Here is a 20,422-nt window from a genome sequence, read left to right on the forward strand (position 1 = left end):
TAAGAAAGATGAAAAAGATATTATTTACCCTTTTTATTATTTACGGTTTTTCTTTACATGCTCAAAGGACGGACTATGACTGGAAGAAAATGGATCCTAAACAAAGAAAAGAAATAATAAATAACCTTTCTCCGGAAGAAAGAAAAGAGCTTTTGAAGAAATTCAGAGATAATATGATGTTGGACAACCTGAATGTAGATGCTAAAGATAAAGCTGCTTTTACCGCTATATATAATGAGTATATAGACAATCAAAAACAAATAAAGAGCCAGTTTAATCCTGATTTTGATCCGGACAAGATGACGGATGAAGAAGCGAAGGTCAAGCTACAGCAAAGTTTTGAACTTGGACAAAAGTTATTAGATAATAGAAAAAAATATGCTGAAAAAATGCAGCAGGTGATTCCTTGCCAGAAAGTATTGAAATTATTTCAATCGGAGTGGAAGATGAGAGATAAAATGAATGATAGAAAACCTCACGATCACGATAATAAAGACAGTATGGCAACACCTAAACAAAACCCATAATAGTTTATTTTTTTAATGTTGGACGACTCTTACGAATCATTTTGTAAGAGTCGTTTGATTTTAAACTAATCTTATATTTTTGTGAAAAATTTGAAGAACATGAAAAAAATATTATTATTCCTTTTATTCTCGGGATCATTACTTGCTCAGAAAAATCAATTTATAGAACTTAGGGGTAGTATAAAAGATAAAAAGCATGGTGCCCAATCTCTTACTTTGCTTGATAAAAGAGAAGATAAAACCATAGGAATAATTTCTCATAGAAAAGAGCCTTTTGAGGTAAAATTTGAAAAAGAGGATCTGGAAAAATTATTTTCAGATTGGTTTCTAGAGGATAATAAAGAAAGAGGGAAGACTCAATATTTCCTTATGCTGGAAGAGTTAAAGGTTAAAGATATACCTGCCCAAAGATCAGTTACGGGACATCTGGAAATGCGGATATCTACCTTTTTAAAAAGAAATGATCAATACTATTTTTTAAAGAAAAGTAGTATTTCAAAGGACTACCCACAAAAAGATCATGCTTATATTACGAGAGTCATAGCAGCCAAAATATCATCAGAATTATCCAATATTGTAAAGGATTCATATACTGAAACTGGCTTGAATGTTCCTATTTCTGAGACCGATCTTGGAAACTACGAAAAAGTAATATCAGAACAGTTACCGGTTTATAGCTCCCAGTCTTTTACAGATGGAGTCTATAAGGATTATAAATCATTTGCAGAACAAAAGCCGGATAAAGAATTTACAGTAAAGAAGAATAAAGATGGCGTGATTAAAGGTGTGAAAAGAGTCGATGGTTATGATAATCTAAGTAAAGATGTTTTTGCAATCATCGATAACGGAATTGCTTATAAAAAAACGCCTATAAGTATCATTGAAATTGAAAAAGACAGTGAAGGAATTTTTATAATGGCATCTCAGGAAGAAATCTTTCCGCAGTATAACAATACACCGGTTATCGTAGGAGCAGGAGCAGCTGGTGCTATTGGAGGCTTAATAGCTGCAATAGTAGACGTTGCTGCCTCAAAAATCCGCAAACAAAATGCTCTGTATTATCGAGTAGGAATTGATAAGCTTACAGGAGAATATATTTTACCTGAAAATTTTGATAAAACTAAATAATATTAATAAAGAAAAATAAAGACAAACGCTCTAAAATCGATAATTAAAATTAAGAGAGGGAATTGTCTTGCTTTTTTTTATCTTTGCAAATTACAAGGTTCTTAAATGAAAAACATACGAAATTTTTGCATAATCGCTCATATTGACCACGGTAAAAGTACTTTGGCGGATCGTTTATTGGAATACACCAATACAGTTACCCAAAGAGAATTACAGTCTCAGACATTGGATGATATGGATTTGGAGAAAGAACGTGGGATTACGATTAAGTCTCACGCGATCCAGATGGATTATGAATACCAAGGGGAAAAATATATTTTAAACCTGATCGATACCCCGGGACACGTGGATTTTTCCTACGAAGTTTCAAGATCAATTGCTGCCTGTGAAGGAGCGCTTCTTATTGTAGATGCTGCTCAAAGTATTCAGGCACAGACTATCAGTAATCTTTACTTAGCATTGGAGAATGATTTGGAAATCATTCCGATTCTTAATAAAATAGATCTTCCTTCGGCTAATCCGGAAGAAGTAACCGACGAAATTGTTGGTCTTTTAGGATGTAAACCAGAGGATGTATTGAGAGTATCAGGAAAAACAGGTGAAGGAGTTCATGATTTGCTTGAGCAGATTGTTAACAGAATTCCAGCCCCGGTCGGAGATCCTGCGGCGCCATTACAGGCTTTGATCTTTGATTCTGTTTATAATCCTTTTAGAGGAATTGAAGCTTATTTTAAAGTAGTGAATGGAAGTATTTCCAAAAATGAAAAGATTAAGTTTTTTGCAACAGGGAAGGAATATGGTGCTGACGAAGTTGGTACTTTAAAACTGAAGCAGGTTCCTAAGAAGAAGATTGAATGTGGAGATGTAGGATATATTATTTCAGGGATCAAGGATGCAAGAGAAGTAAAAGTAGGAGATACGATTACATCATTTGAAAATCCGGCTGCTGAAGCAATCGACGGATTTGAGGAAGTAAAACCAATGGTTTTTGCGGGTATTTATCCAATTGATTCTGAAGATTTTGAAGAATTAAGATTCTCACTAGAAAAGCTAAGATTGAATGATGCTTCTTTGGTTTTCGAACCGGAAAGTTCAGCGGCTCTTGGATTTGGTTTCCGTTGCGGATTCCTGGGAATGCTTCACATGGAGATTGTGCAGGAACGTTTGGATAGAGAATTCAATATGAACGTTATTACTACGGTACCTAACGTTTCTTATCATGGATACTCTAAAAAAGACCCTGAGACTCCGATTTTAATTAATAACCCATCAGAAATGATGGATCCATCAATCCTTGATAGAGTAGAAGAGCCATTTATTAAGGCTTCTATTATTACAAAATCTGATTTTGTTGGTCCGGTAATGACCCTTTGTATTGAAAAGAGAGGTGAAATTGTTAACCAAAGTTATTTAACAGCTGATAGAGTTGAATTAACATTCAATATGCCGTTAGCAGAAGTTGTATTTGATTTCTATGACCGTCTTAAATCGATATCGAAAGGATATGCTTCGTTTGACTATACACCGATCGGAATGCGTTCTTCTAAATTGGTGAAAATGGATATTCTGATCAATGGAGATATGGTGGATGCACTTTCTTCATTAATTCATGACAGTAATGCGTACCACATTGGTAAAAAGATGTGTGAGAAATTACGTGAACTGATTCCTAGACAACAGTTTGACATTGCAGTGCAAGCTGCTTTAGGAGCAAAGGTAATTGCAAGAGAAACAATTAAAGCTCTAAGAAAAGATGTTACCGCGAAATGTTATGGAGGGGATATTTCCAGAAAACGTAAACTTTTGGAGAAGCAGAAAGAAGGTAAAAAGAAAATGAAACAGATTGGTAGGGTAGAAGTACCGCAATCTGCGTTTATGGCAGTTTTAAAACTAAACGACTAATATAAAAAAGACCGATACCATATCGGTCTTTTTATTTTTAAAGATTTCTCTGTTTATCAAACAGATTTCTCTGAACCACTAATGCTCCTAAACCGAGAATCACTTCAACGATTCCAAGCATAGTAATCAGTTTAGTTCCGCATACGATACATTCCGGTTCAGGAAATGGTTTCTTACCTATTACAATAATAATTACTCCGCCTATAATGACGATAATTACGATAAGTACTCTTAATAAGTTTTTTGCATTCATGATATTGTTAGTTAGTTTTTTGCCTACTCTTTAAGGTTTTCGGCCTGATCCTTTTGTTATACCAAATTTCTATAATAAAATAATGGATAAGATCAGTTAATTCACTGAAAATGAGGTGTGTTTTTTACTGTTGTTAACTTAATGTCTTTTACTAGCTAAACTGACTGTCTTTGTATTATATTTGTGAAAAATTTATTTTAAATGAAAAAAATCTACTTGTTAGGAGGTTTTTTAGTTTCTGTTTCCGTTTGTTCCCAAAGTCTTATTGGTGGTGTGAACTCTGGAGGAGTTTCTAATGATAACCTCATGCATACCGTAGGAGAGATCTATGTAATTCCTACCAATCCCAATGATCAGAATTCCGGCACAATGGGAGTTCTTTATCAAACTGTTTTGACTGTTTTAGGGGTAAATGAAATTGTTACTGAAAAGGCAGTAAGTATCTATCCAAACCCAACTTCAGACTATATTAATTTTACCGTTTCTTCGCGCACAAAACTTGAAGAGGTTTCTATTTATGATGTATCCGGGAAACTCGTTTCTCAGCAGAAAATCATTAATAACAGACTGGATTTATCTTTTCTGATCCAGGGAGTTTACTTATTAAAATTCAATAACTCTGAATTAAAACCAGTTAAAATCATTAAAAAATAAAACTATACCATGAAAAAAATATACTCACTTCTTGCGGCAATTTTTACAACCGCTTTATTCGCTCAGGTTCCAAATGGGTTTGCTTACCAGGCGGTTGCCTTTAACTCTTCAGGAAACCCGGTTGTTAATGGACCTATATCTTTAAAGATCAGTATTCTGGATAATTCTGCAACGGGAACAAATCTTTATACGGAGACCCATTCAAAAACGACGAATTCAAAAGGTCTTATCAATCTCAATATTGGGCAGGGAACTCCTGTTTCCGGTGTCTTTTCAGGAATCAACTGGACGGCTAATTCTAAGTTTGTTAAAGTAGAAATGGATGCAGCAGGAGGAAGTAATTATACGAATGTTGGAGTCAATCAGCTTATGAGCGTACCTTATGCTTATGTTGCTAAAAAGATGGACCTTTCTTCTTCAGATTCTTCTTTGGGAGCGGATCTTATCGAAAATAAAAGTGTCAATTATGTATTTACTGATAAATATGACCGCAAGGTATATGCATTCAATTCTAATACGGGGACATGGGTATCACAGATCTATAACGTTAATTACGCGAATAATAATTATGCAGTTCCTGATGTAACTTCTACCAACGGAAACTTTATGTTTATCGACAAATACGACAGAAAGGTATATGTCTTTAATGCCAGAACCGGAGCATGGGTATCGCAGATCTATCACATTAATTATTTAAATAGCAATTTTTCGACTCCGGCTTTAGTTCCTTTGTCCAATGGAAATCTGATGTTTGCTGATAAATACGATCATAAAATGTATGTTTTCAACTATGTAAGTGGAAACTGGTCATCGCAGGTCTTTAATGGTAATTATAACAGTAATGGCAGTACACCTGTGGCTGTAACTTCAGGAAGTAATGTTGCTTTCGTTGATAAATATGACCATAGGGTTTCGGTATTCAATGCCAAGACAATGACCTGGGCTTCTCAGGTATTCAACATTAACTATTACAATAACAATATGATTATTCCTGATGTAACTGGTTCAAATGGTAATTTTATCTTTACCGATAAGTACGACAGGAAAGTCTATGTTTTCAATTCGAAAACAGGAACATGGACTGGCCAGGTCTATAATGTTAATTATCTGAACAATAATTTCAGTGTTCCGGCAACAAGTTCTTCAGAAACAAACTAAAATAAAAAACCGCTTCAAAAAGAAGCGGTTTTTTTTATTTCTTACGGGTGAATTTTATTTCCATCGTTTTCATTTCTTTTCCTGTTTTAGAACCAGGGCCGTACATTTCCATAATCTGAGTATTGTCATCTACAAAAGTAAAGACCTCTCTTACATCACATTCTTTTCCAGGTCTGGTAAGATCAGGCATTTTACCTTTAAATTCGATTGATTTTTTTGAAGCATTCCATTCTCCGGTGGTATACATGATTCCTGTTCCCATATTATCCATCCATGTGCTTACAAATTTTTTAGTTGCATTATCATATCCTACGATGCTTCTTCCTTCAAAAGGCATACCCCAGAAATTACCTTTGTGTGTACTTTCCTGATAGCGTCCGCCAAAGATCATTTTATTGGTACATTCAGAAGTACTTTTCATTGGTTTTCCTCCTTCTTCCATCCACATTGTGTTTTCACCGGTCCAAACTCCGTCAGATTTAGCTAACATTTTATGCATTTCTCCAGGAGTCATATATTCCATCCATGCTTTTGCCGCAGCAGCAGAATCTACAGGTTTCCATGCTGTAGAATCAGTTCCGGTCGATTCTTTACCCATAGTGGGCTTTCCTTTTTCACATGCAGTTAATAAAAAAGCAGTGAAGAAAATGAACAATAAATTTTTCATAAATATTTAGTTTTAAGTTGGTTATAATCTTATCTTAAAGGTAAGGAATTTTATTTTGTCACTTTTTATTTTTTTAATGTCCTGATTTTTAATTCAAAATTGTAGCTTTGTGTATTCATAACGCAAACTATATTATGCAGGATATTAAAGTAGCGGTAGACGCTGTTATATTTGGATACTTTGATAAAAAAGATCTTCAGGTTCTTTTAATAAAAAGGAAAATTGATCCTTTTAAAGGAGGTTGGGCTTTACCGGGAGGGTTGGTTTTGGATGATGAAAATCTGGATGATGCTGTAAAAAGAGAACTGTATGAAGAAGCTGGCATAAAGCCTGATTTTTTAGAACAACTCTATACTTTTGGTAATGTGGGTAGGGATCCAAGAAATAGAGTAGTTTCTATTGCTTATTTGGGGTTGGTGAACCCTTCTTATCATGAATTGTTTGCAGATTCAGATGCAGAAGATGCACAATGGTTCAGTGTGAATCAATTACCAAATCTGGCTTTTGATCATAAAAGTATTTTAGATATTGCCTTGAAAAGACTTCGTACAAAAATTCAGTATCAGCCGATTGGCTTTAATCTTCTTAGTGAGGAATTTCCTTTTTCAGATCTTGAAAACTTATATAAAACCATTGTAGGACAAGAGATCGACCGTAGAAACTTTCGAAAGAAAATCATGAGCTATGGTCTTCTTAATGAAACCAATAATCTTAAAAAAGAAGGAAGTGGCAGGCCAGGGAAATTATTTACCTTCAATCAGGAGAAATATAAAGAGCTTGAAGAACAAGGATTTTATTTTGAAATCAAATAGGAGTTGAAACACAAATAGCACAAATATTTTTTCACAAATAGACGCTAATATTATAGGCAGATGAAATAGGAAACTAATATTTGCAAACAAACATTATATCGATAAATAGAAGCTTATATCAATAGAAACGGGCTTTAGCCCGTTTTTTTATGAATCAACCATCCATTTGGCTTTAGCCAAAAAATAAATACAGACCTATGCCTTGTGCCATTTGTGAAAAACATTTGTGTCATTTGTGTTTTTAATATAAAATAAATTTATTGATAATCAACCACTTAAATTAATTAGTGTAAATTTAACACAAATAAATTTGGAACGGAATATTTTATTCTCTTACATTTGTGTAATAATAACGCAATCATGAAATACAATTTGCAAAATACCATCGAAAGATTTCAAACTGAAGAACAACTTGACTTTTTGTTTTTTTGGGGACATAGTACTAAAGACAAGATCACTAAGTCTTGTTTTAGTCAATGGTTTCCGGCTCAGTTTGAAGAAAATGGGGTATTGTATAGAACCGCAGAGCATTATATGATGGCAGAAAAAGCAAGATTGTTTAATGATAATGAAATCCGGACTCTGATCATAGAAATAAACGACCCTAAAGAAGCAAAGAGCTTAGGAAGAAAAATAAAGAACTTTGATCATCAGATTTGGGATGAGAGGAAATATGAAATTGTAAAAAGAGGAAATCTTTTAAAATTTTCACAGAATGCTGACCTCAGAGAGTTTCTTTTATCAACAGATCAAAAGGTTATTGTTGAAGCAAGTCCTTATGATACGATCTGGGGAATTGGAATGCTGGAGTCAGACCCTAAAGCAAAGAATCCAAATCAATGGAGAGGAGAAAACCTTTTAGGCTTTGCTTTAATGGAAGTTAGAGATGAATTGAGAAAATAATAAGTTACAATCACAAAATAGAAATCATGGAAAAGATCGAATTACACCCACAGATCTTTCTGATAGAAAATTTTCTTACAGATCAGGAATGCGAAGATTACATCAGAATGGCAGAGAAGAAATCTTTTGAGGAAGCAAAAATAAGCATGAATGGACAACAGCTTATGAATAAGGGAATTCGAAATAATGATCGTTTGATGATCTTTGATAAAGAGCTGGCTGATCATTTATTTAAAAGAGCTGTAGAATTTCTTCCTCAAGATCATGAGGATAGAAAGATTCTGGATTTTAATGAGATGTTTCGGGTTTATAAATATTCTTCCGGACAAAGGTTTAAAATGCACAGGGATGGAAGTTATATCCGAAACGAGAATGAAAAGAGCTTGTACACTTTTTTAATGTATTTAAATGACGGTTTTGAAGGCGGGGAAACGGAATTTGAAAATTTGTTTACAATTACTCCCAAAAAAGGAACTGCATTGGTTTTCTATCATCCTTTAAGGCATGAAGGCAAAGCATTAATCAGCGGAGAAAAGTACGTACTTCGAACAGATGTTATGTATATCAATGAAAAATAGTTTGTAAAAAACAGGCAAACTCATGCCTATTTCAATTAGCGTAAAAACAACACAAATATTAATTTTTAAAACGTAAAGCTATGTTTGGTTTCAGACACATCAAATTCGATTCAATGACTTACGTTCTTCATTTTAAAAATGGAAAAACCGTAAGAGAAGGAAGGGGCTTATCATTCTTCTACTTTGCTCCAAACAGTTCTATCGTAGCAATTCCGATGGGAAGTAATGATCTGCCATTTATTTTTAATGAAAATACGATTGATTATCAAACCGTAAAAATTCAGGGACAGATCAGTTATAAAATTATTGATCCAAAAGCTTTATCTGATACATTGGATTTTACAGTTAATGAATCAGGTGTATATAAGAAAAATGATATTGAGAAGCTTAACCAGCGGATTATTAATCTTGCTCAGACTTCTACGTCATCATTTATCCATGAAATGAGTTTAAAAGACGCCATCCGTTCAGCTAAAAATATTGAAGATCACATTTTAGAAGGACTTAAGGTCTCAGAGACGATTCAGACGATGGGGATTGAAATTTTAGGAGCCAGTATTCTGGCAGTTCAAACTACCCCTGAGATGGCTAGAGCGCTGGAAACAGAAACCAGAGAGAAATTACAACAGCAGGCAGATGAAGCGATTTATGAAAGAAGAAACTTTGCTGTAGAACAAGAGAGAAAGATCAAAGAATCTGAATTGAATACCGAAATAGCAGTTGAGGAAAAACAAAAACAGATCGAAGAAAAAAGAATGGAAACGGAAATTCAGCAGGAAGAAAATAATAAAATCTTAAGAGAGATGAAAATCTCTGCTGATATTTCCGTTGAAAATCAAAGAAAGCAACTGATCGAACAAAAGACAGAAAACGATAGAAAAGAGGCGGAAACCCAGGGCTATGTATTGGAGACTTCATTGAGACCCTATAAAGAAATGGATTGGAGGGTTCTCAGTGCTTTGAGTGGAAATCAGGATGCAAGATCAAATATTGCCCTTGCTTTCAGAGAGCTTGCCGAAAACGCAGGGAAAATCGGAAACTTAAACATCAGCCCGGATCTATTGGAAAATCTGTTAAAGGAGCATTAAAACACTACTTAGTAGTGGAAGAAAAGCAAGAAGCACATAGCTAGAAATCCAACCAATGTAATCATTAATACATTATACATTGTACATTTTACAATTAAAGAAAAGCCATGAAACCAGAATACGCCATCATCATCAAGAATAAAACAAGATTGGAGTCTTTGATTGAAAGATTCAATACCAAAGCTCAGGCTCAGTTTTATATTGAAAGTTCGGGAGGAGATTTTCAGGAATATGTTATTGAACATGAGAAATTCTATCAATCATTTCTTGATGTTCAGACGAAGCTTTCTAAGGTGATTAAAAACAAAGTGGTGGAAAGAGAGTTTGTTCCCTCCTTTATTTTCTCCGAAAAGAATTTGATTGTGGTAGTGGGGCAGGATGGATTGGTAGCAAACGTGGCAAAATATTCTAAAAATATTCCTATTGTAGCAATCAATCCAGATCAGGAAAGATACGATGGAATCCTGCTTCCTTTTAACAAAAAAAACTTTCTAAATGGAGTGTATTCCGTAATAAACGAAAGTTTTAGTTCAAAGAGAATGAAGTTTGCTGAAGCAGTATTGAATGACGGACAAAGGCTCTTAGCTGTTAATGATCTTTTCATTGGGGTATCTTCCCATAGTTCAGCGAGGTATAAACTGGCTGTGAACGGAAAAGAAGAGATGCATTCTTCCAGTGGAATTATTGTTTCTACAAAGACAGGAAGTACCGGATGGCTGAGTTCAATTTTCAACATGGCTTATGGTATTTTAGGATCAAAAGAATTAGAATATCCGGAGCTCAATGAAGATGATCTATACTTTGCGGTGAGGGAGCCTTTCAAAAGTAAAGCAACACAGACTGAGATTTGCAGTGGCTGTATAAAAAGAGGAAATAAGCTCGTCATAGAATCATTAATGCCAAATAATGGTTTTATATTTAGTGATGGAATTGAACAGGATTTTTTGCAGTTCAATAGTGGAGCAACAGCAGAAATTAAACTGTCTGATGAAGAGGCGGTTTTGGTAATTAATTAAACAAAGATGATTCAATATTTAAAGGGAGATGCAACTGATCCCCAAGTGGAAGGAAATAGAATTATTGCACATATTTGTAATGATATGGGAGGTTGGGGGAAAGGCTTTGTATTGGCTATTTCTAAAAAGTGGAAGGCTCCTGAAAAAGAATACAGGAATTGGTTTAAGTCAGGGATGAATTTTGATCTTGGAGAAATCCAATTGGTTAATGTTGAACCAGAAATATGGATTGCCAATATGATAGGACAGCATAAAATTAATACCCATTCTCAAGGAATACCTCCAATACGATATAAAGCTGTAGAAGAATGTCTGGAAAAGTTAAGTATCGAAGCCTCGAAATTAAATGCAAGTATTCACATGCCGAGAATTGGTTGTGGGTTAGCAGGAGCGAAATGGGAGGAAATTGAACTGATTATTCAAAAAACATTGGTGAAGAATGGTTTTGAAGTATATGTCTACGATTTTGAATAAGGATCAAACTAATTAATTAAAAAATGAAAACAATAACACTTTACAGGCCCGTAGGAGAAAAAGAAATGATGTTAATCATTTCAAGTGGCAATAAAAAATTTCCATCGAGATTGGAATGGCAGCCTATTTTCTATCCAGTACTGAACGAGGATTATGCTTCAGAAATTGCTGAAAAGTGGAATACCAGAGATCAAGCCGGTAATTATCTTGGATTTGTAACAGAATTTGAAGTTCTCGAAAGTGAGGTTGATAAATATCCAACTGAAAATGTAGGTGCAAAAAATCATAATGAGTTGTGGGTGCCAGCAGAAAAATTAAATGAATTTAATCAGGCTATTGTTGGGGGAATTAAAGCAACAAAAGTATTTGTTGGAGCAGATTACCTTCAATCTGAATATAAGGAAATAACAAACCTGATATCAGAATTAAAAAAGAAGAAATAATGACAAATAAAGGAATGGCTAAAGACACATTGGAAATTTTAGCTAAGAAATATTATATAAATACGGAAAAAGAAAAAATAGAACTAAGTAAAGAGATTGAAATTTGTAAAAAAGAAACTGTTTTATTAAGTTCAGATGAATTATCAAGACTATCAGAAACAATAAAAGGAAAAGATATTTTTGAAACACAGATTGAAGCTTGGAATTGCAGCTCATTGAAAGCGATTTTACAATTATCAAATGAAGAAAATCAGGAAAGGTTGATGTGCCTCAATTTTGCCTCTGCTAAAAATCCAGGAGGTGGATTTATAAGTGGGGCGGAAGCTCAGGAAGAAAGTCTGGCAAGAACTTCTGCTCTATATGCCAGCCAGCTTGAAGCGGAAAATTTTTATAAAACACATCGTGGAATGAAGTCATGTTTTTATACAGACAGTATGATTTATAGCCCAAGTGTTCCGGTTTTTAGAAAAGACAAAGGAGAATTATTGAAAAAGCCAGTTTTGTGTAATTTTATTACCTCGGCAGCAGTAAATGCTGGAGTCGTAAAAAGACAGGAGCCAGAAAGAGCAGATGAAATTATAGACGCAATGGATGTAAGAATGGATAAAATGTTTGCTTTAGCTTTAATGAAAAGAAATGAAACTCTAATTTTAGGTGCATGGGGCTGTGGGGTTTTTAGAAATAATCCTGAGGACATTGCTCAATTATTCAGAAAACATTTAGAAGGAAAATATAAAAATAAATTTAAAAGGGTGGTTTTTGCGGTTCTTACTAAAAATGAAGGATTAATGAAACTGTTTGAAGAAATTAGATGAAAGCACTTATTGAATTAATAAAAGGAGACATCACAAAAATTCAAGCTGATGCTATTGTGAATGCTGCTAACTCTTCTCTGCTTGGTGGCGGTGGAGTAGATGGTGCTATTCATCGGGCTGGAGGAAAGCAGATTTTAGATGAATGTATTCAGATAAGAAATAGACAAGGTAAATGTAAGACAGGTGAAGCGATTGTCACTTCCGCAGGAAACCTTCCCGCAACTTATGTTATTCATACCGTCGGTCCTGTCTGGAACGGCGATGAAGAGAAAGGATCAAAGCTTTTGGCCAATTGTTATAAGAATTCTTTAAAGCTTGCGGAAGGTCTGGACATTAAAAAAATAGCTTTTCCAAATATTAGCACAGGAATTTATCATTTCCCAAAGGAATTAGCAGCAAAAATTGCCATTAATGAAGTTCAAAATTTTCAAACAAAAAAGATTGAAAAAATTATTTTCGTTTGTTTTGATGAAGAAAATGAGGCAATTTATAATGAACTATTAAAAGATAAACAATGAAAAAACTAACCATATTAAGCGGTGCAGGAATCAGTGCCGAAAGTGGAATAAAAACCTTCAGGGACGGAGATGGTCTCTGGGAAAATCATAATGTAACCGACGTGGCAAGTCCTGAAGGATGGAGGAGAGATAGAGCATTGGTTTTGGAGTTTTACAATCAGAGACGTCGCCAGCTTCATGAAGTACAACCTAATGAGGCCCATCAATTGTTGGCAGATTTAGAGCAGTATTTTGATGTGCAGATCATTACTCAAAACATAGATGACCTTCATGAAAGAGCCGGATCTACCAATATCCTTCATATTCATGGAGAACTGTTTAAATCGTGCTCGTGTAATAATAAGGATCTGATCTATGAACAAAAAGATGATATTAATGAGGGAGATAAAGCCGAAGATGGAGCGCAATTAAGGCCATTTATTGTTTGGTTTGGAGAAGATGTTCCTTTGTATAATGTAGCAAGAGAAAAGGTAAAAGAAGCAGATATTTTAATCGTTATCGGAACCTCTTTGCAGGTATATCCAGCAGCAGGTTTGATTCATGAAATTAAAGATGATTGTCTTTTGATTGTGATCAATCCCAATGAAACAGAATTCGGATATGGGAAAAGAGCAGTTGTGATGAAAGAGAGTGCAACAAGAGGAATGAAATTATTGTATGATAAGCTGGTAAATATGGCGTAATGAAAAATGTAGTGAAATCTGGAATTTTTGGGGTTTGTATTGGAGATGCATTAGGTGTTCCTGTGGAATTTAAGAGTAGAGAACAATTGCAACATTCACCAGTTACAGGAATGAAAGCATTTGGGACACATCATCAGCCTGCTGGGACTTGGAGTGATGATAGTTCGTTAACGCTTTGCCTTGCGGAAGAGCTTGTGAAAGGATATAATTTAGAGAAAATTGGAAAGAGTTTTGTCAAGTGGTATCAATATGGGCATTGGACTCCACATGGAAAAGTTTTCGATGTAGGGATTGCAACAAGGCAGGCGATTCATAAAATAGGTAAAGGGTATACTCCTCAACTATGCGGAGGAAGTAGTGAAAAAGATAATGGAAATGGTTCTTTAATGAGAATTCTACCTTTATTGTTTTATATAAAAGATTTTCCTGTAGAAAAAAGGTTTGACTTAGTAAAAGAAGTTTCTTCTCTCACTCACGCTCATATTCGCTCAATAATTTCATGTTTCATTTACTTAGAGTTTTTACTGGAAATATTGAATAGAAAAAACAAAGTAGAAGCATATCAAAATATGCAGGTTACGATAAAGGAGTTCTTGAATAACAATCCGATTTGCTCTCAAAATGAAATGGACTTATTTGAAAGGATTTTAAAAAATGATATTTCGAAGTATGCTGAAGATGAAATTAAGAGTACAGGATATGTTCTACACAGTCTTGAAGCTTCTTTATGGTGTTTCATGAATTCAGAAAGTTATTCTGAGGCTGTGTTGAAAGCAGTTAACCTTGGTGACGATACTGATACTACAGGAGCTATAACAGGCGGAATCGCTGGAATTTATTATGGTTTTGAAAGCATTCCTGAAGAATGGGTTTTAGAATTGGTAAGAAAAGAGGATATAGATAAAGTTTGTCAGAAGTTGGAGATAAAATATTGTAAAAAATAATGTAATGTTAAATATTTTGAAGAAACTTTTTTTTGGAAGTAGCAATGCAATAGAAAGCAATTTGAATAATAATGATATTAACCGATCTCTAAAAGTACACAAGGATAACATTGAAGTCAATAAATATGTAGAACTTGGGAATAACTCTGTTAATTACTCAAAAGAATACTCGTTTATAACACCACCAGAAATATTGAAGATTTTAAATAATAAAACATTGATGTGGGTTGATGAAAAGAACAATCTAATGGGGATTTCAAGTAAGAAAGAGAGCTTACTATTTTCTCTAAGTGATGTAAAGAATTTAGAAATAACAAATATGCTTCCTGCAAAAGGATATGGGTGTGGGTATTTTTCAATTCGTCTTTTGAATAGTAAAATATTTGATATAAGTATGTCTGATACCTACAATTTTGATATTTATGCAGATGAAATATCAGAAAAACTTGGAGTTAAGGTTGTCTTTGGCCCTGAATTTTATAATTGTTAAAACAAAATCATGAACGAAATAGAAAATAAAAGAATAAGTAAATTCCTGAGTCTAATACTCAGGCATCAGCCGGAAACAATCCATTTGAAATTGGATGAAAATGGCTGGGCAGATGTTGAAGAACTGATCACAAAATCGGCTCATAACAGAATGCATTTTACAATAGAAGAATTAGATGAGGTTGTAGAAACGAATAACAAAAAAAGGTTTGCCTTTAATAAAGATAAAACGAAGATAAGAGCCAATCAGGGTCACTCTATTGATATCGATCTGGCATTGATTCCTCAGCAACCTCCGGAATTTCTCTACCATGGAACCGCTGAAATCAATATCGGTTCAATTATGAATAAGGGAATTGAAAAAAGAAGCAGACAGCATGTTCATCTGAGCGCAGATAAAGATACAGCCACAAAAGTGGGAATGCGTCATGGAAAACCTGTAATTTTGACTATCCGGACAGGCAAAATGTTTGAAGAAGGGATTCAGTTTTACCTTTCTAATAATGGAGTCTGGTTGACGGACTTTGTAGATGCTCAATATATTTCAAAGTAAAAAATGAAAAGAAAGTTAGTAATAGGAGATATTCATGGTGGCTTTAAAGCCTTAATACAGGTTTTGGATCGGGCGAAAGTAAGTGTTGACGATCAGTTGATCTTCCTTGGGGATTATGTCGATGGCTGGAGTCAATCTTCTGATATCATCCAATTTTTAATAGAACTTTCCGAGAAACAAAATTGTATTTTCATTAAAGGAAATCATGATGCATGGTGTGAAGACTGGCTTTCTTTGGGTGGAACTCCTAGTGTGTGGCTTTCAAACGGTGGGCAAAAGACAATTGAAAGCTATGATAATTATTCGGATGAAGAGTTGGAAAGACACTTAGAATTTTTTCAACGTATGAAAAACTATTATGTAGATGATCAAAACCGTTTGTTTATTCATGCAGGATACTCATCTATGCATGGCCCGGAAAAAGAAGTGTATTCCAGTAATTACCGATGGGATAGAACGCTTTGGGAAACAGCCGTTTCTATGGATAAAAAACTGAGTAAAAATTCAGAATTGTATCCTAAAAGGTTGCTTTTGTTTAAAGAGATCTTCATTGGCCATACACCAACAATTGAGCTGGGGAGCAAAGAACCTTTGAATAAGGCAAATATCTGGAATTTAGATACAGGAGCTGCTTATACGGGAGCTTTGTCTATTATGGATATTGATACGAAAGAATTCTGGCAGAGTGACCCGCTTCCTGCTTTATATCCTGACGAAAATGGTAGAAATGTGTGGTAGTTAATCGTAAAGGCGCAAATGTTTTGAGAGTATACTGTTTTTAAGGCGCAAGGATTTTTATCAGAGATAAAAAATTTTTTGTTTATTCAAGTTTATTCGACACTATTTTAGAGCGCTTACACGCAATATTGTCATTCCATAGGAATCTCTATAGTCTATTATTAAAGCCTAGTTTAGATTCCTACGGAATGACATAGAAGATAAAATAAAATGTAGAAATTATCTATTACTAAAATCTTTGATTTTCTTGCGCCTTAAAAACGCAAAATTTTAGGAAACCTTGCGTCTTTGCGATTAACCAAAAGATTCATCAATAATTTCAGTAATTTTGAAACCTGAAATTTTACTTCCATGAAACTTAAATATCTTCTATTATTTCTGAGTTCTTCTCTATTTTTCTCTCAACAGTCTTTTCAAACACCTTTTGAAAAAGGAAATGGTAACCAGACCGTTACCTATGATGAAATGAATAATTATTATAAAGGTCTGGCAGAAAAGTTTCCTGCTATTCAATATGTAAAAAAGGGAGAGGATGATAACGGAAAACCAATCTATGTGGTCATTTACAATCCATTTCCGGAAAAAGACTTTGAAAAATTAAGAAAGGATAAAGCAATATTGTTTGTTAATAATGGAATTCATCCTGGAGAACCAGATGGAATTGATGCAACCATGATGCTGATGCGGGATCTTGCAACGAAAAAGGTAAAGACTCCACAGAACTTTATGATTGCTGCCATTTCTGCTTATAATGTGAGTGGAATGCTTAACAGAGGTTCTTATTCCAGGGCCAATCAAAATGGTCCTGAACAATATGGTTTCAGGGGAAATGCCAGAAACTATGATCTGAACAGGGATTTTATCAAAGCTGATACTAAAAATGCCCGGAGCTTTCAGGAAATTTACCAATGGTTAAAGCCAGATGTTTTTATCGACAACCATGTCAGCAATGGGGCAGATTATCAATATACATTTACCTATATTTCGACATTTAAAGAACGTTTGGGAAATATCCTTGGGAATTATTTTTACAATGATTATCAGGCAAAGAACCTTGAAGAGTTAAAAAAATTAGGATATGAAAGTACTCCATATGTCAATATTCATGGTGATGTTCCCGAAATAGGATTTGCTTCTTTTGAGGATTCACCGAGATATTCCACAGGATATACTTCTTTATTTAATTCATTGGGGACGGTTCCGGAAACGCATATGTTGAAACCTTATGACAAGAGGGTTGATGCGACGTATAAATATATGCTTGTTAATCTTCAGAACCTGGATAAAGATTACAAAAAGATCAAAGAATACCGTATTGAAAATTTAAAACAATATCAATCAGGAAAACAATACGGCATCCGCTGGAAGATAGATTCTACAAAATTTTCCACGATGGATTTCAAAGGCTATGAAGGGAAGTATAAACCGAGTGAGATTTCTGGAAAACCAAGATTATATTATGACCGAAATAAGCCCTTTACTAAAAAGATAAAATTATTTACAACGGCGGTACCCACAGGTTATATTACCATCCCTGAATATTATGTCATTCCGCAATCTCAATACCGCGTTATTGAAGAGTTTAAAAGGAATAAGATAGAGATGAAGCCGATTCAGAAGGATAGTGTAATAGCAGTGGAGTCCTACAAGATCAATGATTTTAAAACGGTAAAAAATCCATACGAAGGACATTATCTGCATTACGAAACAACCGTTGAAAAAACAAATAAAAAAATAACCTTTTCGGCTGGTGATTATATTATTCCTACTCAACAAGCTGGAGTTAAATACATTATTGAAACCCTGGAACCGGAAGCTTTAGATTCTTTTTTTAACTGGAACTTTTTTGATGGAATTCTAGCACAAAAAGAATATTTCTCAGCCTATATATTTGAAGATACAGCAGCTGAATTGTTGAAAAAAGACAAGACATTGAAAAAAGAACTTGATGACAAAAAATCATCGGATAAAAAGTTTGCAGAAGATGGCTCGGCACAATTAGACTGGGTGTACAGGCATTCTCCGTACTTTGAAGAAAAGACTTTTAAGCAATATCCTATTTACAGGATCTTATAAAAATCATAAATTATTGCGAAACAGATGATTTATTTCTTAGTATTTTGTAAATTTATTAGAAAATATTAAAGAATGAAGCAAATTTATCAGTTAGTAATTGTTTTGGGACTTTTGCCTATTAGCATTTTTGGGCAATATACACAAAGCTTTGATTCGGCTACCATGCCGGCAGATTGGACCATAATTAACGGAGGTGATCCGGGAACATGGGAAACATGGGATACTTATTCAGCATCTACAGATATTGATCCACATTCGGGATCGCATTATTTGGGATTGGAATATGGAAGTACCGCCCATGATGATTATGCAGTAAGCCCTGCAATAGTAGTTACTGCGGGAGTTTCTGATAAATTAACTTTTTGGAGTAAAAATGGGGGGACAGGCCTGGCAGAGGAATTTGATGTTAAAATATCTACAACCACGCCTACTGCTGCAGGATTAACAAATACACTGGCAAGTGCTGTAAAGCCACCAACAACCTGGACCCAGTACACCTATGATTTATCAGCATATGTCGGGCAAACCATTTACATAGCATTTTATTCGTCAACGGAGGATGTTTGGTTTATTGGTATAGATGACTTTCAGGTTTCAGGATCGCTTGGTGTGTCCGAGATAGATAAAAAAACAGCATCTATTTATCCTAATCCGGTTATTGATGTTTTACATATTGATAGTAAAAATAAAATGGCTGATATTAAGATCTATGACTTAACCGGCAGATTACAAAAACAGGAAAATATAAATTCTGAAAATGCCAGAGTTGATCTTTCAGGGCTGGAAACAGGAACATACATTGTAAGGATTAAAGAAGGAGGTTCTGAAAAGAGTTATAAAATTATAAAGAAATAATTACAAAAAGGGCGTTTCAATTGAAACGCCTTTTTTTATTTTGGTAAGCCTCTTTTCAAAGCATAATTTGCTCTTTCGATAGCTTTTTTCTCTTTCCAATCCATATATCTTTTCTTGAAGCGACCCTTCATAAAATTGTCGAAATTTCTTTGTACTGTAAGATTCCAAAGTGAATTTGCCTTTACAGCCCATGATTTATCCCAAGCTCTTAAAGATATAGAGAAACTTCCATCCAGGTACTTCATCCAATGCCACCATCCGGTAGGCATAAATAAAGTATCTCCGTGCTCAAGGAAACACTCAATTCCTTCTACACCATCTAGTGCCGGAAAGTTTTTGAAATCAGGATTCTCAATATCATAATCTTCTAATGCATATGTTGCATAAGGAAGTTTATACAATCTGTCTTTCCACTTATAGTCAAAAAGAAGAACATGTTTCCTTCCATTGAAATGAGTATGGAAAATATGAGCTAAATCAATATCAAAATGTAAGAAAGTAACAGAACCTTTCCCTCCAAAAAACATAGATGGATATTTATCTAGGAATCCCCCCATCAATTCTTTCGGAGAAATATAATCATCCAATAATTTATTGGCCTTTTTAATTGGATCAAAAAAGAAGATCCTCAGATCAGTAGGTTCTCTCTGGATAAGGTCTATATAGTCTCCAAACTTCATTTCTGTTGTCGGAGCATTGATTGGAGCTGCCGGATCGGCCTTCGCACTGTCATATAATGGAACAACAACGTCTCCTACTGCCTCCTTTACATATTCCATCGTCCACTTTTGATAAGCGGGCCATTTTCTTGCCATATTCTTGATGACAACAGGCTTTCTGGGTCTTAAATATTTTTCAAAGAATTCTTCTTTAGTAATGTCGTCTACAATATCTATAGGTTTTAGAATTACTCCCATTATTATAAATTTTATATTACAAAATTATTAAATAAATAAATATAATGGGATGTTTAAGTTTTTTTTAATCTATGATTCAAATCACAGATTTCAATATTTAGTCTAAACAAAAATAATAAAATAGCTTATAAATCCTCTTTTGTTGTTAAACAGTGATAAGAATAAGAAGAGGAAAAAATAATTTCAGTAGTAAGTCTCCAAAACTTATCCATTATGTTTAATTATTTCTCA

The 20,422-nt window shown here is 34.3% G+C and carries 24 protein-coding genes; 21 read left to right on the forward strand and 3 right to left on the reverse strand.

Features of this window, described 5'->3' with window-relative positions; all coding sequences use genetic code 11:
- The first annotated feature begins 8 nt into the window (after positions 1 to 8).
- The 3 genes from JHL15_RS03265 (at position 9) to lepA (ending at position 3,557) form a co-directional block, all read left to right on the forward strand.
- Positions 9 to 527, forward strand: a complete 519-nt coding sequence (locus tag JHL15_RS03265) for a hypothetical protein (RefSeq protein ID WP_200242735.1) — start codon at positions 9 to 11, stop codon at positions 525 to 527.
- Between the two features lie 99 nt (positions 528 to 626).
- The gene (locus tag JHL15_RS03270; protein WP_200242737.1) at positions 627 to 1,655 is read left to right on the forward strand and encodes a hypothetical protein; all 1,029 of its coding nucleotides are present in this window, start codon (positions 627 to 629) and stop codon (positions 1,653 to 1,655) included.
- Between the two features lie 105 nt (positions 1,656 to 1,760).
- Positions 1,761 to 3,557 (forward strand): translation elongation factor 4, encoded by a 1,797-nt coding sequence (lepA, locus tag JHL15_RS03275; protein ID WP_200242749.1) that lies wholly within the window; start codon positions 1,761 to 1,763, stop codon positions 3,555 to 3,557.
- A gap of 37 nt (positions 3,558 to 3,594) precedes the next feature.
- Here lepA and JHL15_RS03280 read toward each other — a convergent pair whose 3' ends face one another.
- On the reverse strand, positions 3,595 to 3,810 hold the full coding sequence (locus JHL15_RS03280; protein WP_200242752.1) for a hypothetical protein: 216 nt from the start codon (positions 3,808 to 3,810) through the stop codon (positions 3,595 to 3,597).
- Between the two features lie 201 nt (positions 3,811 to 4,011).
- Between JHL15_RS03280 and JHL15_RS03285 the strand changes: the two genes are divergently transcribed.
- Together JHL15_RS03285 and JHL15_RS03290 are read left to right on the forward strand one after the other, a co-directional pair.
- On the forward strand, positions 4,012 to 4,464 hold the full coding sequence (locus JHL15_RS03285; RefSeq protein ID WP_200242755.1) for a T9SS type A sorting domain-containing protein: 453 nt from the start codon (positions 4,012 to 4,014) through the stop codon (positions 4,462 to 4,464).
- A gap of 9 nt (positions 4,465 to 4,473) precedes the next feature.
- Positions 4,474 to 5,622, forward strand: a complete 1,149-nt coding sequence (locus tag JHL15_RS03290) for an NHL repeat-containing protein (RefSeq protein ID WP_200242757.1) — start codon at positions 4,474 to 4,476, stop codon at positions 5,620 to 5,622.
- Between the two features lie 34 nt (positions 5,623 to 5,656).
- Here the strand turns inward: JHL15_RS03290 and JHL15_RS03295 are convergent, their stop codons facing one another.
- A complete protein-coding gene (locus tag JHL15_RS03295) occupies positions 5,657 to 6,289 on the reverse strand; it encodes a DUF1579 domain-containing protein (RefSeq protein ID WP_200242759.1) in 633 nt (210 codons plus the stop codon).
- A 134-nt stretch (positions 6,290 to 6,423) separates the two neighbouring features.
- Here JHL15_RS03295 and JHL15_RS03300 point away from each other — a divergent pair, with 134 nt between their 5' ends.
- The 16 genes from JHL15_RS03300 (at position 6,424) to JHL15_RS03375 (ending at position 19,274) form a co-directional block, all read left to right on the forward strand.
- Complete coding sequence (locus tag JHL15_RS03300; RefSeq protein ID WP_200242761.1) at positions 6,424 to 7,101, forward strand: NUDIX hydrolase; 678 nt, start codon at positions 6,424 to 6,426, stop codon at positions 7,099 to 7,101.
- Between the two features lie 360 nt (positions 7,102 to 7,461).
- Positions 7,462 to 8,004: an NADAR family protein gene (locus tag JHL15_RS03305; RefSeq protein ID WP_200242763.1), complete on the forward strand. Its 543-nt coding sequence runs from the start codon at positions 7,462 to 7,464 to the stop codon at positions 8,002 to 8,004.
- 26 nt (positions 8,005 to 8,030) lie between these two features.
- On the forward strand, positions 8,031 to 8,582 hold the full coding sequence (locus JHL15_RS03310) for a prolyl hydroxylase family protein (protein ID WP_200242765.1): 552 nt from the start codon (positions 8,031 to 8,033) through the stop codon (positions 8,580 to 8,582).
- A gap of 113 nt (positions 8,583 to 8,695) precedes the next feature.
- Positions 8,696 to 9,670: an SPFH domain-containing protein gene (locus tag JHL15_RS03315; RefSeq protein ID WP_234047672.1), complete on the forward strand. Its 975-nt coding sequence runs from the start codon at positions 8,696 to 8,698 to the stop codon at positions 9,668 to 9,670.
- A 107-nt stretch (positions 9,671 to 9,777) separates the two neighbouring features.
- Positions 9,778 to 10,686 carry an NAD(+)/NADH kinase gene (locus JHL15_RS03320; RefSeq protein ID WP_200242768.1) on the forward strand — a complete coding sequence of 303 codons (909 nt, stop codon included), beginning with the start codon at positions 9,778 to 9,780 and terminating at the stop codon, positions 10,684 to 10,686.
- Between the two features lie 6 nt (positions 10,687 to 10,692).
- A complete protein-coding gene (locus JHL15_RS03325) occupies positions 10,693 to 11,160 on the forward strand; it encodes a macro domain-containing protein (RefSeq protein ID WP_200242774.1) in 468 nt (155 codons plus the stop codon).
- A 23-nt stretch (positions 11,161 to 11,183) separates the two neighbouring features.
- Positions 11,184 to 11,603, forward strand: coding sequence for an ADP-ribosylation/crystallin J1 (locus JHL15_RS03330; RefSeq protein WP_200242776.1), 420 nt, complete (start codon positions 11,184 to 11,186; stop codon positions 11,601 to 11,603).
- Positions 11,603 to 12,418 carry a TIGR02452 family protein gene (locus JHL15_RS03335; RefSeq protein ID WP_200242777.1) on the forward strand — a complete coding sequence of 272 codons (816 nt, stop codon included), beginning with the start codon at positions 11,603 to 11,605 and terminating at the stop codon, positions 12,416 to 12,418. Before JHL15_RS03330 ends, JHL15_RS03335 begins: the two co-directional genes overlap by 1 nt.
- Positions 12,415 to 12,936 (forward strand): O-acetyl-ADP-ribose deacetylase, encoded by a 522-nt coding sequence (locus JHL15_RS03340; RefSeq protein ID WP_200242778.1) that lies wholly within the window; start codon positions 12,415 to 12,417, stop codon positions 12,934 to 12,936. The genes JHL15_RS03335 and JHL15_RS03340 overlap by 4 nt, the downstream gene beginning before the upstream one ends.
- Entirely contained in the window at positions 12,933 to 13,619 is a 687-nt protein-coding gene (locus tag JHL15_RS03345) for an SIR2 family NAD-dependent protein deacylase (protein ID WP_200242780.1), read from the forward strand. The genes JHL15_RS03340 and JHL15_RS03345 overlap by 4 nt, the downstream gene beginning before the upstream one ends.
- Positions 13,619 to 14,563 carry an ADP-ribosylglycohydrolase family protein gene (locus JHL15_RS03350; protein WP_200242781.1) on the forward strand — a complete coding sequence of 315 codons (945 nt, stop codon included), beginning with the start codon at positions 13,619 to 13,621 and terminating at the stop codon, positions 14,561 to 14,563. The genes JHL15_RS03345 and JHL15_RS03350 overlap by 1 nt, the downstream gene beginning before the upstream one ends.
- A gap of 4 nt (positions 14,564 to 14,567) precedes the next feature.
- On the forward strand, positions 14,568 to 15,053 hold the full coding sequence (locus JHL15_RS03355; RefSeq protein WP_200242783.1) for a hypothetical protein: 486 nt from the start codon (positions 14,568 to 14,570) through the stop codon (positions 15,051 to 15,053).
- Between the two features lie 9 nt (positions 15,054 to 15,062).
- Complete coding sequence (locus JHL15_RS03360) at positions 15,063 to 15,605, forward strand: RNA 2'-phosphotransferase (protein WP_200242785.1); 543 nt, start codon at positions 15,063 to 15,065, stop codon at positions 15,603 to 15,605.
- A 3-nt stretch (positions 15,606 to 15,608) separates the two neighbouring features.
- Entirely contained in the window at positions 15,609 to 16,343 is a 735-nt protein-coding gene (locus JHL15_RS03365) for a metallophosphoesterase family protein (protein ID WP_200242787.1), read from the forward strand.
- Between the two features lie 351 nt (positions 16,344 to 16,694).
- Positions 16,695 to 18,419 (forward strand): M14 family metallopeptidase, encoded by a 1,725-nt coding sequence (locus JHL15_RS03370; protein WP_200242789.1) that lies wholly within the window; start codon positions 16,695 to 16,697, stop codon positions 18,417 to 18,419.
- Positions 18,420 to 18,491: 72 nt separating this feature from the next.
- The gene (locus JHL15_RS03375; RefSeq protein ID WP_200242791.1) at positions 18,492 to 19,274 is read left to right on the forward strand and encodes a T9SS-dependent choice-of-anchor J family protein; all 783 of its coding nucleotides are present in this window, start codon (positions 18,492 to 18,494) and stop codon (positions 19,272 to 19,274) included.
- A gap of 35 nt (positions 19,275 to 19,309) precedes the next feature.
- Here the strand turns inward: JHL15_RS03375 and JHL15_RS03380 are convergent, their stop codons facing one another.
- Entirely contained in the window at positions 19,310 to 20,191 is an 882-nt protein-coding gene (locus JHL15_RS03380) for a cupin-like domain-containing protein (protein WP_200242794.1), read from the reverse strand.
- Between the last annotated feature and the right edge of the window lie 231 nt (positions 20,192 to 20,422).

Source organism: Chryseobacterium paridis (assembly GCF_016595215.1).
Classification (GTDB): Bacteria; Bacteroidota; Bacteroidia; order Flavobacteriales; family Weeksellaceae; genus Chryseobacterium; species Chryseobacterium paridis.

Excerpts from the sequence above, each read along its gene's own strand:
- JHL15_RS03295 (WP_200242759.1), bottom strand. The coding sequence starts at position 6,289 with ATGAAAAATTTATTGTTCATTTTCTTCACTGCTTTTTTATTAACTGCA.
- JHL15_RS03330 (WP_200242776.1), top strand. The coding sequence starts at position 11,184 with ATGAAAACAATAACACTTTACAGGCCCGTAGGAGAAAAAGAAATGATG.
- JHL15_RS03355 (WP_200242783.1), top strand. The coding sequence starts at position 14,568 with ATGTTAAATATTTTGAAGAAACTTTTTTTTGGAAGTAGCAATGCAATA.
- JHL15_RS03335 (WP_200242777.1), top strand. The coding sequence starts at position 11,603 with ATGACAAATAAAGGAATGGCTAAAGACACATTGGAAATTTTAGCTAAG.
- JHL15_RS03320 (WP_200242768.1), top strand. The coding sequence starts at position 9,778 with ATGAAACCAGAATACGCCATCATCATCAAGAATAAAACAAGATTGGAG.
- JHL15_RS03360 (WP_200242785.1), top strand. The coding sequence starts at position 15,063 with ATGAACGAAATAGAAAATAAAAGAATAAGTAAATTCCTGAGTCTAATA.
- JHL15_RS03270 (WP_200242737.1), top strand. The coding sequence starts at position 627 with ATGAAAAAAATATTATTATTCCTTTTATTCTCGGGATCATTACTTGCT.
- JHL15_RS03325 (WP_200242774.1), top strand. The coding sequence starts at position 10,693 with ATGATTCAATATTTAAAGGGAGATGCAACTGATCCCCAAGTGGAAGGA.
- lepA (WP_200242749.1), top strand. The coding sequence starts at position 1,761 with ATGAAAAACATACGAAATTTTTGCATAATCGCTCATATTGACCACGGT.
- JHL15_RS03345 (WP_200242780.1), top strand. The coding sequence starts at position 12,933 with ATGAAAAAACTAACCATATTAAGCGGTGCAGGAATCAGTGCCGAAAGT.
- JHL15_RS03315 (WP_234047672.1), top strand. The coding sequence starts at position 8,696 with ATGACTTACGTTCTTCATTTTAAAAATGGAAAAACCGTAAGAGAAGGA.
- JHL15_RS03280 (WP_200242752.1), bottom strand. The coding sequence starts at position 3,810 with ATGAATGCAAAAAACTTATTAAGAGTACTTATCGTAATTATCGTCATT.
- JHL15_RS03265 (WP_200242735.1), top strand. The coding sequence starts at position 9 with ATGAAAAAGATATTATTTACCCTTTTTATTATTTACGGTTTTTCTTTA.
- JHL15_RS03350 (WP_200242781.1), top strand. The coding sequence starts at position 13,619 with ATGAAAAATGTAGTGAAATCTGGAATTTTTGGGGTTTGTATTGGAGAT.
- JHL15_RS03380 (WP_200242794.1), bottom strand. The coding sequence starts at position 20,191 with ATGGGAGTAATTCTAAAACCTATAGATATTGTAGACGACATTACTAAA.
- JHL15_RS03300 (WP_200242761.1), top strand. The coding sequence starts at position 6,424 with ATGCAGGATATTAAAGTAGCGGTAGACGCTGTTATATTTGGATACTTT.
- JHL15_RS03305 (WP_200242763.1), top strand. The coding sequence starts at position 7,462 with ATGAAATACAATTTGCAAAATACCATCGAAAGATTTCAAACTGAAGAA.
- JHL15_RS03375 (WP_200242791.1), top strand. The coding sequence starts at position 18,492 with ATGAAGCAAATTTATCAGTTAGTAATTGTTTTGGGACTTTTGCCTATT.
- JHL15_RS03340 (WP_200242778.1), top strand. The coding sequence starts at position 12,415 with ATGAAAGCACTTATTGAATTAATAAAAGGAGACATCACAAAAATTCAA.
- JHL15_RS03365 (WP_200242787.1), top strand. The coding sequence starts at position 15,609 with ATGAAAAGAAAGTTAGTAATAGGAGATATTCATGGTGGCTTTAAAGCC.
- JHL15_RS03310 (WP_200242765.1), top strand. The coding sequence starts at position 8,031 with ATGGAAAAGATCGAATTACACCCACAGATCTTTCTGATAGAAAATTTT.
- JHL15_RS03290 (WP_200242757.1), top strand. The coding sequence starts at position 4,474 with ATGAAAAAAATATACTCACTTCTTGCGGCAATTTTTACAACCGCTTTA.
- JHL15_RS03370 (WP_200242789.1), top strand. The coding sequence starts at position 16,695 with ATGAAACTTAAATATCTTCTATTATTTCTGAGTTCTTCTCTATTTTTC.
- JHL15_RS03285 (WP_200242755.1), top strand. The coding sequence starts at position 4,012 with ATGAAAAAAATCTACTTGTTAGGAGGTTTTTTAGTTTCTGTTTCCGTT.